The organism is Pseudomonas sp. R5(2019) (assembly GCF_009905435.1).
In the GTDB taxonomy this organism is placed as follows: domain Bacteria; phylum Pseudomonadota; class Gammaproteobacteria; order Pseudomonadales; family Pseudomonadaceae; genus Aquipseudomonas.
In genome coordinates, this window is record NZ_JAAAMT010000025.1 from 1 (window position 1) to 14,201 (window position 14,201).

Below are 14,201 nucleotides of genomic sequence, written 5' to 3' on the forward strand. Positions count from 1 at the left end.
CCGCGATGGGCCGCGCAGCGGCCCCTGAGGCCATTGGCATCGGCGATTGAGCTAGTAAGTGCAGGTGATTTCAGAATCGCCGGGGCCGCTGCGCGGCCCATCGCGGCCAGGTCCGCTCCTACAAGGGTTGCGTCGTTCTATTCCTTAACTGACTGGCATTGGGGCAAGCCCGGTTCAGAAGGTTCGTCCGCACGGTCAGCGAACCCACTCAATCACCAACTGCTCTTCGGCGGACATCCGCTGCAGGTGCTCGGCCACTACCTCCTCCAATTCATTCAGTTCTGCTTCGTGCGGGGTCTGCAGGCGTACCTGCAGGCCACCTTCAACCTTGCTGAGCCAGCACTGCGCCGGGTCGAAAAAGATGTGGCCGGTGTCGCTCTCAAGCTCAACGGCAAACTTGTGCGCCCAGTGCCGGCACAGCCGGTTCAGGCAGCGTTGAGCGTTGTCGGTGGCAATGATCGAATGACTGGTGAACATGGCAACTCCTTCAAGTAAGGTCCTGTGTTTCGTCCGTCACGAAACCGGTAATTTCTTCACAAACGGTGTAAACCTCGCTACCCAGCACATGCCCCGAAGCCTCGATATGAGGCCGAGCCAGCTCCGACCAGCTCATGTCGTGGACCAGACGCGGGTTGTCGGTACGCACCACATAAATGACTTCCTGGCTGCCAATGACCGGCGCGCACAGCACGTCTTCAATCCCATGGGCGCGGCGGGCCGGCCCATGTGCGACAAACGCCTGATGCCAATGCGCAAATGGCTGGGTGATACGAATGCGGCCGAAGACCAAAGCCATGTCGATTCCTCTGAAGATGATAGAAAGCGCAACGCCCGCACGTCTTGGACCAGAGGTGCGGGCGTTGCGATGAATCAGGCGAAAGTACAGGCATCCTCGAACGAGAGCCTGGGCAATCGTGGGTAGAGCTTCTTGACGTCGCCATAGCCCAGATTGCAGAGGAAGTTGCTGCGAATGGTCGTGTCGGCAAAAAAGTTCCGGTCCAGGCGCTCGCTGTCAAAACCGGACATGGGCCCGCAATCGAGCCCCAGGGCACGGGCGGCCAGCATCAGCCAGGCGCCCTGCAGGCTGCTGTTTCGAAACGCCGTGACTTCGGCCAGTTCGGCATTTTCACTGAACAGGGCGCCGACATCGTCGGCATGTGGAAACAAGATCGGCAACAGCTCCCAGAACGCCGTGTCATAGCCGATGATCACCGTGACCGGAGCCGCCATGACCTTGTCCACATTACCCGGGCTCAAGCACGGCTTGAGCCGCTGCTTGCCCTCGCTGCTGGTCACGAAGACAAATCGCGCCGGCATCCCGTTCACCGCCGTGGGCGCAAAGCGTACCAGCTCCCACAGCTGCTCCAGGGTGGAGCGCTCGACGGCCCTTGGCTTCCAGCCATTGTGGGTACGCGCCTGACGAAACAATAAATCGAGCCCGGCGTCATCCAGCGCCTTGATCGCCAGGCGAATCCCGCCAGCCGTATCCCATATCGACTTCATCGCAGCTCCTTCAACCTTCATCTCGATTCGGGTGCAACGCCTTGCAAGCCGTTACCAGGGGTTGGCAATGAACGTGCGGTCGAGCACTTCGATCACTTCGTCAACGTTGTCTTTGGTAAAGGTCAATGGCGGCGAAATGATCAGCTTGTTGACGATGGTGCGCAGCATCACGCCGCTGTTGACGCAGCCCTCGGAGATGGCCAGCGGGTAGGCTTCATCGGGCCCGAACGGCTCTTTGGTCTGGCGATCCTTGACCAGTTCGATGGCGATCATCAGGCCCTTGCCCCGCACATCGCCGATGGCGCGGTGCTTGCCCTTGAGCTCCAGCAAGCGCTCGCGGAAGTACTCGCCCACCACCGCGGCGTTTTCGGCCAGGTTCTCGCGCAGGACGATGTCGATTGCGGCCAGGCCCGCGGCGCAGGAAACCGGGTGACCGGAATAGGTGTAGCCGTGCATGTATACGGAGGTAAAGCCGGCATCGCGCTCCCACGCACTGGCCACACGCTGGTTGATCAGGGTCGCGCTGAGCGGCACATAGCCGCTGGAGATGCCCTTGGCCAGACACATGATGTCGGGCTTGACGCCCCAGCCACGAGCGCCGAACAGCGAACCGCTGCGACCCAGCCCGGTGATGACTTCATCGGCGATCAACAGGATGTTGTACTTGTCGGCGATCTGGCGCAGCCGCGGCCAGTAGCTGGCCGGCGGCACAATCACACCGCCGGCCCCCTGAATCGGCTCGGCGATAATGGCGGCGATGGTATGGGCGCCCTGGATCTCGATCTGCCGCTCCATGAGTTGCGCACAGATTTCGACCAGCTCTTCAGGGTCCTGGGTGAAAGGGTTGCGGTACAGGTGCGGGCCTTCGACCTGAATGAAGCCGGGCATCAATGGCTCGTAGCTGCTGCGCCAGGCCACCCCGCCACAGGCGGACATGCCACCGAAGTTCAAGCCGTGGTAACCGTTGTAAAGCGAAATGAACTTGTACTTGTCCGACTGGCCTTCGAGCTTCCAGTATTGGCGCGCGATCTTCAGCGCACTTTCGACCGCGTCGGAGCCGCCCAGGCCGAACGAAACCTTGACCATGCCTTCAGGCGCGGTGATCTCGATCAGCTTCTGCGACAGCGCGATGGCCGCCGGGTTGGTACTGCCGGGAAACAGCGAGTAGTACGCCAGCTTCTGCATTTGCTCAGACACTGCATCGACGATTTCCTTGCGTCCGTAGCCCACGTTCACGCACCACAAGCCACCCTGCAGATCAAGAAAGCGGCGGCCGTCGACGTCGGTGATATGCACGCCCTCACCCGACTCGATAATGACCGGAAGGTTATCCTTCAGGCTCTTGGGGTCTTGCATGGGGTGCATCAGGTGCACTGTATTGTGTTCTTTGAGCCAGGCGTTGTTGCTGCTGTTCATGATCTACTCCAGATGGCATTTCGAATGCGAAGCGCTCTACAAAAGACGCCTCCTTGAACACCACTCTAAGAAAGACCCTGTGCGGCGTATCTACCCTCAACGGGTGAGCCATCGCGCGGGCAACCACGTCACCTCGCAGGGGTAGTGATTGGTGCCGCGATCCGGGCGACCATGACACCCAGGTACAGTGAGCGCTCAGCGCTTCTGAACGAATTTGCCACCGTCCACGCTCGGAGAAATGACATGCTTGAAGTTGAAGAGGACTGCGTCACTGAAGAGATGAGTCAATGGCCCATTTCAAAGGAAACAGTGCGTTGCCCCTTTGCGTTCATGGCTCAGGCCCGCAACAAGGACCCGGTGTTGCGTTTCGACAAGCCCAACGAACTGGGCCGGCCCATGTATCTGGTCACCGGGCAGCGGGAGTGTGCGTTCATTCTGTCCCATCAACGGGAATTCGGCTCGGATCTGGCCGGTGCGATGCCTGGCTTCGACAAGAGTGCCGTGCCCCTGCCATTTCCGGAAGTGCCGAGTTTCCATGAAAAGTCGGTGATCTTCTTCGCCGGTGGCGACGATCACCGGATCAAGCGCAAATGGTCGATGGAGTTGATCTCCCGCTCACGCGTCAACGCTTGGCGCCCGCTGATCGAGGCCAGAACGGACGAACTGCTCGATCAACTCGGCGAGCAGAACACCTGCGATTTCCGTCGTGAGTTCAGTGACATTCTTCCGGTCGATATCCTCAAGATCATTCTTGAATTGCCGGAAGAAGCCGTGCCCATTCTGCGGCGCGTTTCCCTCGCCATCGCCACGACCGATGTCGACCCGAATATCACCGACGAACAGAAAGCGGACAAAGCCCAGGCCTTCGCCGATCTGTTTGCGCTCAATCGCAGAATGCTGGAACAGCGCTTCGCCGAACCCGGCAACGACTACATCTCATCCCTGGCCCGCACTCAGGTGGAGCAGGATGGCGCACTGGACGTCAACGCCTTGTCGATCCATTTGCAGGGCATCATGTTCGGTGGCGATCATGCCGTGGGGGCTTTTCTCGCCTACCTGTTGACCGAGCTTGCACGTCGCCCCGAACTTCAACAGAAGCTGCGCGCCCAGCCTGAGCTCATCGAGCATTTCATCGACGAAACCCTGCGCCTCAACCCGCCGCTGCCGTGGCTGTTCCGCCACTGCGAGATCGAGACCCAAGTCGGCGATCATCTTATCCCCGCAGGTTCAATCATGATCGTCGCCATGGCGGCGGCCAATCGCGACCCGGCGCAATTCCCAAGCCCGGAATCGTTTTCCCTGGAGCGCAAGCACCCGGCGCACGAAATCCTTACCCTGGGCCGTGGAGTGCACCGCTGCGTGGGTGAGCCGTTGGCACGAGCGGTGGGTGCCATTGTGGTACAGCGCATGTTGTCGCGGTTCAGCGGCATTGCTCTGGATGAGCAAAAGTCTGTCATCACCCCCGAGCTGAGCTACCAGTTCCGCTGCCCGCAAGAAGTCCATTTACTGCTGGATCACTCGCGGGCAGGTATCAGCGGCTGATCGAGCGCCACCGGCAGATGGGTATTGTGGCTCGGACCATTGAACGCTTTGGGGGTACCCGACTAACGACGCCGGAACAGGGGGCGGGGCTCGATGGCCGAGCGGCCGTAAAGCACGCTCATGCCGGCCAGCCCCTTGAGCGCGTCCTCGGCAGATTTGTCTGCACGCACGGCGAAACTGTTGAAGCCGCATTGGCGCATATGGCTGAGTTGATCGCGCAACACATCGCCGATTGCTCGCAACTCGCCCCGCCATCCCAGGCGGGTGCGCAGCAGGTAAGCCTGACTGTAGGCACGCCCATCGCGAAAATCGGGAAAGTCCAAAGCGATCAGGGGTAAAACGTCCAGCCACGGCTCAAGGCTCTCCAGTTCATCGTCAGGGCCGAGCCACAGGCCATGCAGACTCATTTGCCCCGCGGCGCAGGCCTGTCCGTGTTGATGCCAGCGAGCCAGGGGCAGGATCAGCGGGCTGCTCGGCAGATCACCTTCAAGATCACGGATCAGCGTCCAGTGATCATCCGCCACATAAGCACCGCGACCCTCTGCGAGCTTTACGAGGTTGTTCATGCCGACACCTCTTCGTGCCTGGGATAGACCCGTTCCTTGAACGGCTCGATGCCAATTCGGGCGAACGTCTGTATGAAGTTCTCATCGGCCTCGCGGTAGTCGACGAAGGTATCGACGATCCGCTCGATCACCTGGGGAACCTGTTGCGCGCTGAACGACGGCCCGATGACCTTGCCCAGCGCCGCCGCCTTGCCCTGCGCGCCGCCCAGCGTGATCTGGTACCACTCCATGCCGTTCTTGTCGACGCCCAGGATGCCGATATTGCCGATGTGGTGATGGCCGCAGGCATTCATGCAGCCGGAAATGTTCAGGCTGAAGTCGCCCAGGTCGTGCAGGAAGTCCAGGTCATTGAACCGCGCCTGGATGGCGGCGGTGATGGGCAGCGAACGGGCATTGGCCAAGGCACAAAAGTCACCACCGGGGCAGGCAATGATGTCGGTCAGCAACCCGGCGTTGGCATGGCCCAGCCCCTGGTCTTCGGCCAGGCGCCACAGTGCAAACAGATCAGATTTGCGGATATCCGGCAGTATCAGATTCTGCTCATGGGCAATACGAATCTCGCCGAAGCCGAACCGCACAGCCCAATCGGCAACCGCCTCCATCTGCTCGCAGGTCAAATCCCCCGGTGGCGTTTCAGGGCCCGGTTTGGTCGACAGCACGACGCTGACATACCCCGCCCTCTTGTGCGCCTGGGTATTGCGCGCCACCCAGCGGGCGAAGGCGGGACTGGCCATCAACTGGCTCGATAGCTCCAGGTTCACAGTGCTCAGCGATTCATAGTCCGGGCGCACGAACGAGCGAGCGACCCGCTGGTATTCGGCCTCGGTCAACCGGGCCGGGCCATCCTTGATGTGCAGCCACTCCTGTTCGACCTCGGCGGCGAAGGCGTCGATCCCCAGGGCCTTGACCAGGATCTTGATGCGCGCCTTGTACTTGTTGTCGCGCCGGCCATGGCGGTTGTAGACCCGCAGCACCGCTTCGACATAAGACAGCAGGTGCTCCCACGGCAAGTCTTCACGAATCTGCTGCGACAGGATCGGCGTACGACCCAGGCCACCGCCGACCATCACCCGCAGGCGCTTGTTCCCCGCCTCGTCGAGGTACAGATACAGGCCGATGTCATGCATCATGATCGCCGCGCGATCCTGTTGCGCCGAACAGATGGCGATCTTGAACTTGCGCGGCAAGTACAGGAACTCGGGGTTGATGGTCGACCACTGGCGGAGAATCTCCGCCAACGGTCGCGCGTCCAGCACCTCATCGGCGGCAACACCGGCAAAGGCTTCGGTGGTGATATTGCGCACGCAGTTGCCGGAGGTCTGGATCGCATGCATATCCACGTCGGCCAAAAGCTGCAGGATCTGCGGCACCTGCGACAACTCGATCCAGTTGTACTGCAGGTTCTGCCGCGTGGTGAAATGACCGTAGCCGCGGTCGTAATCGCGAGCGATGCGCGCCAGCGTTTTCAACTGCCTGGCCGAGAGCGTGCCGTAGGGAATGGCGACACGCAACATATAGGCATGCTTTTGGAGGTACAGGCCATTTTGCAGGCGCAGCGGCAAAAATTCCTCGTCGCTCAGTTCCCCGGCCTGGAAGCGCTCGACCTGATCACGAAACTGCGCCACACGCTCCTGAACCAGCGCTCGGTCGTAATCATCATATTGGTACATCTGGGGTCCTCATCAGTACCTCGCCCTCTAAACGGGGCAAGTTCGATGCGGGCCACTATGCGTGGTCACGGGCACGGATAACAGATTCAGGTATTTGCTGGAAAACCGGATCAGATTCCAGGACAAGGCGTCGTGACGAGGGACCGCCGCGGCGGTACCGACCTGGTCTCAGAATGGGCCGCCAATAGCTGCGTCTACCCCGGCAAGTTTTTTGTCGCTTGTGCAGGCCTCATCGCTAGCAAGCTCTGCTCCCACACCGATCTCCTTTCCTGTCGCTCCAGCGCGGGGCGTTTTTGATTTTGTGGGGGCGCGCCCGCGATGGCATCACCGCGTTGCATATGATACACCGCAGTGCCTGCATCGCGAGCAAGCTCTGCTCCCACAGGCGTACAGTTCAGTTTCGGGGAATGCCTGCTCCCACGGACCTGAGTCACGACTGACAGCCCGCTCTCATAGAACAAACTCCTACAGGTTTCGCAGGCTAGCGAATTACAGATAAAAAAAGCCCGAAAAATCTCGCTGTCGAGTCGTCACTCACTGAAGGGGAAGCATCATCGTGATTGCGGACAGACAGGGACTGCGGATAAACCCAGCCTTCTCGTAAAACTGCGCCAGTTGCTCATTTAGCGGGTGGACGACAAGGGCCGTTGAACCGATTTCGTTTGAGGCATTAATCGAACGGACGATGGCATCTCTGAGTAAATCGCGCGACAAGCCAGTTCGCTGTGCCGTTTTGCATACTCCCATGCGCCCTAAAATCGTAATCGGGTGCTGGTCGGGCGAATTGCGCTGCGCCTTTCTGGGCACAACCCCTGCGCGCATAATCATGCCGCTTGAAAGCGTGTAATAACCGACGACAGTCTTACTGCCCCTGATGCATGTTACGAATACGGTCGCGTGCTTGGCACTCTGGGCCTTGGCGGCCCTTTTCGTCAGGTATTCGTTGATCGAGTCATCACCACAATCGAAGGCACTGAGATCATGGGACTCATTCAGCTTTTCGGGAGCCGTTAACTCCAGCGATTCGGCCTTTCTAACAGACGGCGTAGACATTCGTTATTCCCTATAGAGCTCGACTGTAAGGCTTGTTCGAAGGCGTCATAGTCATTGTCCGCGAGGACGAAAAGGCGTTGATCCAGGATGACTTCCTCTGCCTTTTTGCAAGCAGCATCCAAGATAAAACTGGTTCGATCGCTTCCCGACAGGGCTGCCGCCACATCGATCAAGTCACGTTTTTTGAAGTCGACCCGCATATTGATCGGGACGGCCTTGGATTTTTCTGGAGTCGCGCTAGCTGCTTCTCTGGTCATTTGATGGTCCTTGTTACTGTTTAGTGTTGTTGTGGGATTGCCTCCTTAGACTTGTCTTGCTGCGTAGGTGCACTGTTGGTTGTTCATGGTGGATTCCTTGTGGGTTGCGGACTCATGGATTTTTCCACCGAAGTGGCAGGGTCATGGTGCCCCGGACAAATCATAGACGAACCGTGTAGCTAACGCATACACGTAACGCTTTTAGCTACACGGCAACTGATAAGCGGTCCATTTCATCAAACTGGGGCCTCCGTCACGTGAATCAAGCGCCGTGCAGCCAGGCTCAGAGCCAATCGCGATCGGGAACAGCCGTTGGCAAAAAGCTCCGGACAAACCTCATCCGGAGCCGAGGCGAACCCTTCAATCCTGCTTGAAATACAAATGCGCTCCACACGCATCAGCAGGATCGACTCGCAGCGTCCCGTCGGCTACCGGTTCAAAGCGAATGCCATTGGCAGAAAACACCTTGGCCGTTTCATCGATATTCTTCACCAGCAAGGTGGCGGATGCCAGATAGGCGTCTCCCCGTGCTGGATTTGCATCACCGCGCTGTTCGGCTTCCACCGGGGTGATTAACTCGACGTCAGCACCCTCACCAAAATTGAGCCAGATCCGGTCGGTTTCGCGACGGACGTTCTCGGCACCGAGCAGGCTGTTATAGGCGTCTTCAGCAGCATCGAAGTCGCTCACCACGCCAACGAGACGGCCGAAGGCCTGCACACCGTTGGGATGATCGAGCCAACCAGGCTGGCGTAGCGTGTCAGCCGTCAGATGCTCGCAGAGGTTGGCATGAGTCAGGCCAGGAAAAAGGCTGTGGTCGAGCATCACGGTGCGAAAGTGCAGGTCCAGAACTTTGTCTTCAAGTACCAACTTGCGGTTCAAATGCTTTGGCGGTTCGATGCCTAGAGCGGATTCGATGCCCGCCTTGTAGCTCTCATCGGCGGACTTGGCATTGAAAGCTACGCTGTACAGCCCCTCGCCTTTGGCGAGGAACTTGTCGACACCCGCAAGAAACTTTTCCGGGTCACCGATACCGCGAATTTCCAGATAATCGTCAGCAAACATAATGCACAGGTTCTCGGTGCCCCACTCTTGATGCTTGCCGCTGGGTGGTACGACGAAGCCTAGTTTTTGATATTGGGCTCGAGTAGTTTTGAGGTCGTTAACCGCTACCACGGGATGGTCGACGCGTCCGACTTTTGCAGTCATGGTCTTTCCTTTCAAGTTTCGTTTTGCAAGTTTTTCAAGGGCGTTTGATGCCCAGGATTCAATAAGGGGCCACCTCCAGTAGCCCCCGCACGGTCAGTTCCCGCTCTGCGAACCGAACGCCTTGTTCAGCGCGCTGTAGTCCAGTGCCTTTTCCATCTTGGCCAACGTCAATGTGGCCACAGCGTTACCGATAATGTTGGTCACCGTACGCATGGCATCCATGAAACGGTCGATACCGAGCAAAAGCACAATGCCGGCCAGAGGTACTTCCGGGAACATCTGCAGGGTGGCTGCCAGCGTCACGAATCCGGCACCGGCTACACCAGCGATCCCTTTGGAGGTGACCATGAAGATCAGGATCATGCTCAGCTCTTGAGTCAGGGTCAGTGGAACATTGCAGGCTTGGGCGACGAACATGATCGCCATCACGAAGTACATGGACGAACCGTCCAGGTTGAATGAGAACCCCGCCGGTATCACGAAGCCTGCCACGTGTTTTTTAACACCGGCATCAACCAGCTTCTTCATGATATTCGGGAGTACGGCCTCGGAAGAGGCGGTACCGAACGCCAGCAAGATCTCCACTCGCAAGTATTTGATCAGCTGCCAAAGACTGACTCGCGTATACAGGCAAACGGCACCGAGCACGACGATGACAAACATGACGCAGCAGAGATAGAACAGCAGAAGGAACTTGGCCAATGGCACCATCGAGGACAGACCGTAGTTACCGATGGTGTAACCGATAGCACCGAACACTGCCAACGGCGCTAACTTCATGACCATGCCGACCATACCGAATACCGCTTCGGAAACCTTGTCCATCAAGTCGACAACCATGGCGGCGCGCTCGCCCATTCGCAGCAGCGCCACACCGAACATGACGGCCATCAACAGGATCGGCAACAAATTACCGTTGGTGAATGCCGACACGAAGGTGTCCGGAATGATCGATAGCAACCAGCTCACCGTGGTGCGGTGTTCTGCGGTGGAAACAAAGGATGAAATCGCACTGGCATTGAGCGAGTGGTAATCGATGTTCATGCCCGCGCCCGGAGTAAACACCTTCGATACGACCAGTCCCACAATCATTGCCAGAGTGGTCAGCACTTCAAAGTAGATGATTGCACGAAGACCGAGCCTGCCAACGTTTGAACCCTTGCCGATGTTAGCAATGCCTTGAACGATGGTCAGAAAGATAACCAGGCCGACCAGCGCCTTGATCATCTTCATGAACGCCGCCGAGAGTGGGCTGAGCTGGCTGGCGATCTCGGGATATATCACGCCAATCAAACCGCCAGCCACAAGGGCCAGCAGCATTTGGAATGCCATGTTGCGATACAGCGGCAACTTTCTGCGCGCAGGGGTTTGTGCGGGATTGCGCAGGCGATCAGCGTCGTGCGTCGTTATCATTTTGTACTCCTATTTGCCACTTAGAGAATGTCAGGGCAGTTGAGGATTGTTGTTTTTCGATCCGTTTTTATTGGGCGCCGTCCATTCGTTTGTGGCGACTCAGGTGCACGTTCAAGAGGGCTGCGATAGTTCAATTGAGCGATCACGGGCGGCTTGCGCAGCCTTCTTCACCAATTGGCGTAGTTTTTCTTCGGTTTCGAACTCGGCAATTGCAGCTGCTGTGGTGCCGTTCGGCGATGTCACTGTCTGACGAAGGGTAATGAAGTCCGCTTGCGGCTGGACTTGAAGTTCCGCCGCTCCGCGTGCGGTCTGGGCCGCGAGCTTACGGGCCAATTCAGCCGGCAAGCCCAGCGCGATACCTGCATCGGCAAGTGCCTCGCTGAAAAGATGGTAATAGGCGGGGCCACTACCACTGATGGCCGTGACCGCATCCAGTTGCGCTTCCCGCTCAAGCCAGACAGCGATACCCACTGCCTCGAACAGGGTCTGCAGACTCTTGCGACGGGCCGGGTCTTCGAGCGTGGCGCTGAAAAGCCCGGTGCAGCCCTGGTTCACCATCACGGGGGTATTGGGCATGGCGCGGACAACCGCCGCGCGAAGACCGGCGGCGGCACTCAACTCGGCACAGGTAACACCGGCCATGATCGAAACAACGATGGCACCGTCCAGAGAGGGCTGTGGCAGAGCGACAATAGCCTCGCGTGCCAAGGCTGGCTTGACGGCCACAACAATCAGATCGAACGCCGAAGTCTCATCCAGTTCAGCAGCGCTTCCAAGCACCTCGGCTTTCACGCCCTGGGGACGTCCCGGGTCGACCGCTACAAGACGCTTTACCAAGCCGTTGGACAACCAGGCCTCTCCCAGCGCACTGCCCATTTTCCCGTAGCCCAGAAACAATACATTCATCTCATCTACCTCTTGTTGTTGGTCAGCCGATGGACATCAGGCTGGCATTACCGCCGGCCGCAGCCCGCGGTATTAAAAATAGGGATTTGGTATACTTTTGAGCTTGTGCGAAACAACCGCCTGAGCGCAGGCGACCTATCAGGATTTCAAGGTATGCCACCTGCAAAAAAAACCGTGACCGCCGCCCAAAAGGCTTATGACGAAATCAAGCGGCGCATTACCGCCGGGGTTCTTGCGGAGGGGGCGCCTATCCGTCAGGACGAAATCGCGCAGGCGATCGGCGTGTCGAAGATTCCGGTCCGAGAAGCGCTCTCGCGCCTGGAGTCCGAAGGATTGGTCATCCTGACCCCCAACTCCGGTGCAACCGTCGCCACACTGACCATGGGGGACTACCTCGAAATGCTCGACATGCGTCTTGCCCTTGAATGTCGTGCCCTCGAGCTGGCGGTGCCGAACATGGCCTCTTCTGACATCAGCAAGGCCCGCCAGCTGCTTTCGGCTTATGATCAAGCGATGACGCAGGAAGACTGGAGCGACCTGAACATGAGCTTCCACGCCTGCCTTTACGCTCCCGCCAATCGTCCGCGCCTGGTGGCGATGATCCGCTCCGTGCAAGACCACATGGGGCGCATGCTGCGCTTGAGGGTATCGGGCGTTGCGGGGCACACACGATCTCATCAAGAACATATCCAGATCCTCGATGCCTGCGAGCAGGGAGACACCGCTCAGGCGGTCGCACTGCTGCGCAGGCACATTGAGCAAACTCAACGTGAAGTCCAGGGCTACTTCCGCCACTCGATTCGCGAAAGCGTTGCCTGACCCCTGGCTCATCCCAAGTAGTCCTGAAGCCGCTTGCAGACGGTCGCGGCCTTGACGCCAAGGCCACGAAACACATGGAACTTCACGGTGCCGATTGACGATACCGGCACTGGAAGCTCCGCCGCCGCCATCCCCAGGATCCGCTTGGCCAGCTGAATGCCCAATGAGGTCGAAACGGCAATGCCTCGGCCGTTGCAGCCCACCGAGATGTGCAGGTTTCGCTCAGGCTCATGCACGTGCGGCAAGTGATCCGTCGTCACGGCAAAATACCCGCTCCACTGGAAGTCCCACTCCAGTCGCCCAAGATGTCCGAATAATTCCTCACCGGCCTTGTGCAGGTAAGGCACGATCGCCGAATGATCGAGGCCGGCCGTCGCACCGGAGCCTCCCATCACCAGGCGGCCATCTGGCGATAGACGGAATGAAGTGAGCAGTTGCCGCGTATCGGACGAGACATGTCCCTTGGGAAGAATCACCTTGCGCATCGCATCAGGCAGAGGGCGGGTGGCGACCTGTGCAGTACGCACTGGCACGAACGAAGTCCTTAGCTTGGGCACCAGGCGCTCCGCGTAGGCTCCCGTCGCGACCAGCACATGCTTGCCGGTCACTCGCGCCTGGCCGGTTTCGGCGATCCATTGATCGTCTTTACTGCGCAGACTTTCAACCTTGGACGGGGCGTAGATCTTCACGCCAAGATTGATCGCCACCTGAGCCAGGCCACGGGCATAGCTGAGCGGCTGCACAGAGCCGCCTCGCGGATCCAGCCAACCGAGGCTGTACTGGTTGGTCCCGAGCAGTATGTGCAGCTCATTCCCCTCGAGCATACGGGTGTGAATGCCGCGTTGACGCCAAGCTTCACAGCGGGCCTTGACGGTGGCAAAACCGGTGCGAGTGAACGCCGGCTGAATCCATCCGCGATGATTGGCTGCACAGTCAATGCCATGGCGCTTGATGAGCTCCCACACTTGGGTGGGCGCCTCGCTGCCGAACTGCACCAGCTTTCTCCCCTGCTCGCCCGGATACAGCCGCTCGATGACTTCAGGGTCCTGCTTCAAACCCGCGATAACCTGCCCGTTATTGCGTCCAGAAGCCCCCCAACCAGGCTCGGCAGCATCGAGCACGACACAGGAGAGTCCGGCCTCGGCAAGGTGGATAGCAGCACTAAGGCCTGTATAGCCCGCGCCAACGATGATGACATCGGCCGTCTCGCTGCGCTCCAGCGGCTTCAGCGTTGGCCCGGCTATAGCCGTGGCAGACCAGAGGGACGATGGCATCCTCAGGGATTCACCCAGCAGCGATGCCTGGCGGCGACTACTCATGACTCAAACCTCAGCAAATCGAGGCTCCGCGAGCCCCGGCGCAATCCGAAAAAGTTGTGACGATTGCAACGCGTTACTGGTGCTGCCCAGTGGGGGGTTGCCCAAAAAATTTCCCTGCGCGAGCCCAGTCATGGGAGGGAATCTCGACGAACACTACGTCCACGCTCTCAACTGGACAGTGGAGCACCTCTGCAGTCAGTCGAGTAACCTGCTCAACGTAACTGATCTTCTGTTCATGACTGCGACCAGGGCTTAATTCGACGCGTACGGTAGGCATTACCAATCTCCTCGACCAGGGGTTACCAACAGCCACAATATCCAAATACTAGTTTTCGTATACCATTTTGATCGCACCTCAAGGACGCCACCTTAGCTCGGATCACGGGGTGGCTACCGATACGGACTCAGGGGTAGTCCCGAGGTTGCACCATCATACTGAGTATTACAAAAACATCAATCGTATACTTTATGTGGCCGAGTGTGGCGTCTCAGATTTTATGCAGGCAGGTCGCCGTCTCAGCCCTGAAC

General features: G+C 58.7%; 15 protein-coding genes. 2 read left to right on the forward strand and 13 right to left on the reverse strand.

The window, feature by feature from the left end; translation table 11 throughout:
• Nucleotides 1-195: 195 nt before the first annotated feature.
• The 4 genes from GUY40_RS16695 to GUY40_RS16710 all read right to left on the reverse strand — a co-directional run bounded on the left by GUY40_RS16695 (nucleotide 196) and on the right by GUY40_RS16710 (nucleotide 2,919).
• The gene (locus tag GUY40_RS16695) at nucleotides 196-477 is read right to left on the reverse strand and encodes a DUF2218 domain-containing protein (protein WP_166570015.1); all 282 of its coding nucleotides are present in this window, start codon (nucleotides 475-477) and stop codon (nucleotides 196-198) included.
• 10 nt (nucleotides 478-487) lie between these two features.
• Nucleotides 488-796, reverse strand: coding sequence for a hypothetical protein (locus GUY40_RS16700; protein ID WP_166570016.1), 309 nt, complete (start codon nucleotides 794-796; stop codon nucleotides 488-490).
• Nucleotides 797-870: 74 nt separating this feature from the next.
• Nucleotides 871-1,503: a malonic semialdehyde reductase gene (locus tag GUY40_RS16705; RefSeq protein WP_166570017.1), complete on the reverse strand. Its 633-nt coding sequence runs from the start codon at nucleotides 1,501-1,503 to the stop codon at nucleotides 871-873.
• 51 nt (nucleotides 1,504-1,554) lie between these two features.
• Nucleotides 1,555-2,919 (reverse strand): aminotransferase class III-fold pyridoxal phosphate-dependent enzyme, encoded by a 1,365-nt coding sequence (locus GUY40_RS16710; protein ID WP_166570018.1) that lies wholly within the window; start codon nucleotides 2,917-2,919, stop codon nucleotides 1,555-1,557.
• Nucleotides 2,920-3,162: 243 nt separating this feature from the next.
• On the opposite strand from GUY40_RS16710, the gene GUY40_RS16715 reads away from it, so the two are divergent.
• Complete coding sequence (locus tag GUY40_RS16715) at nucleotides 3,163-4,461, forward strand: cytochrome P450 (protein WP_166570019.1); 1,299 nt, start codon at nucleotides 3,163-3,165, stop codon at nucleotides 4,459-4,461.
• Nucleotides 4,462-4,523: 62 nt separating this feature from the next.
• Here GUY40_RS16715 and GUY40_RS16720 read toward each other — a convergent pair whose 3' ends face one another.
• The 7 genes from GUY40_RS16720 to proC form a co-directional block, all read right to left on the reverse strand.
• Nucleotides 4,524-5,027: a DUF934 domain-containing protein gene (locus GUY40_RS16720; protein ID WP_166570020.1), complete on the reverse strand. Its 504-nt coding sequence runs from the start codon at nucleotides 5,025-5,027 to the stop codon at nucleotides 4,524-4,526.
• The gene (locus tag GUY40_RS16725; protein WP_166570021.1) at nucleotides 5,024-6,697 is read right to left on the reverse strand and encodes a nitrite/sulfite reductase; all 1,674 of its coding nucleotides are present in this window, start codon (nucleotides 6,695-6,697) and stop codon (nucleotides 5,024-5,026) included. Before GUY40_RS16725 ends, GUY40_RS16720 begins: the two co-directional genes overlap by 4 nt.
• A 534-nt stretch (nucleotides 6,698-7,231) precedes the next feature.
• Complete coding sequence (locus GUY40_RS16730; protein WP_166570022.1) at nucleotides 7,232-7,750, reverse strand: GNAT family N-acetyltransferase; 519 nt, start codon at nucleotides 7,748-7,750, stop codon at nucleotides 7,232-7,234.
• A complete protein-coding gene (locus GUY40_RS16735; RefSeq protein ID WP_166570023.1) occupies nucleotides 7,708-8,007 on the reverse strand; it encodes a DUF1778 domain-containing protein in 300 nt (99 codons plus the stop codon). Before GUY40_RS16735 ends, GUY40_RS16730 begins: the two co-directional genes overlap by 43 nt.
• Nucleotides 8,008-8,367: 360 nt before the next feature.
• A complete protein-coding gene (locus GUY40_RS16740; protein WP_166570024.1) occupies nucleotides 8,368-9,216 on the reverse strand; it encodes a VOC family protein in 849 nt (282 codons plus the stop codon).
• Nucleotides 9,217-9,309: 93 nt separating this feature from the next.
• Nucleotides 9,310-10,629, reverse strand: coding sequence for a C4-dicarboxylate transporter DctA (dctA, locus tag GUY40_RS16745; RefSeq protein ID WP_166570025.1), 1,320 nt, complete (start codon nucleotides 10,627-10,629; stop codon nucleotides 9,310-9,312).
• 111 nt (nucleotides 10,630-10,740) lie between these two features.
• A complete protein-coding gene (gene proC / locus GUY40_RS16750) occupies nucleotides 10,741-11,535 on the reverse strand; it encodes a pyrroline-5-carboxylate reductase (RefSeq protein ID WP_166570026.1) in 795 nt (264 codons plus the stop codon).
• Nucleotides 11,536-11,688: 153 nt separating this feature from the next.
• Between proC and GUY40_RS16755 the strand changes: the two genes are divergently transcribed.
• The gene (locus GUY40_RS16755) at nucleotides 11,689-12,354 is read left to right on the forward strand and encodes a GntR family transcriptional regulator (RefSeq protein WP_166570027.1); all 666 of its coding nucleotides are present in this window, start codon (nucleotides 11,689-11,691) and stop codon (nucleotides 12,352-12,354) included.
• An 8-nt stretch (nucleotides 12,355-12,362) separates the two neighbouring features.
• Here the strand turns inward: GUY40_RS16755 and GUY40_RS16760 are convergent, their stop codons facing one another.
• Together GUY40_RS16760 and GUY40_RS16765 are read right to left on the reverse strand one after the other, a co-directional pair.
• The gene (locus GUY40_RS16760) at nucleotides 12,363-13,673 is read right to left on the reverse strand and encodes an FAD-binding oxidoreductase (protein ID WP_166570028.1); all 1,311 of its coding nucleotides are present in this window, start codon (nucleotides 13,671-13,673) and stop codon (nucleotides 12,363-12,365) included.
• Nucleotides 13,674-13,746: 73 nt separating this feature from the next.
• Nucleotides 13,747-13,950 (reverse strand): 4-oxalocrotonate tautomerase, encoded by a 204-nt coding sequence (locus tag GUY40_RS16765; protein WP_166570029.1) that lies wholly within the window; start codon nucleotides 13,948-13,950, stop codon nucleotides 13,747-13,749.
• Between the last annotated feature and the right edge of the window lie 251 nt (nucleotides 13,951-14,201).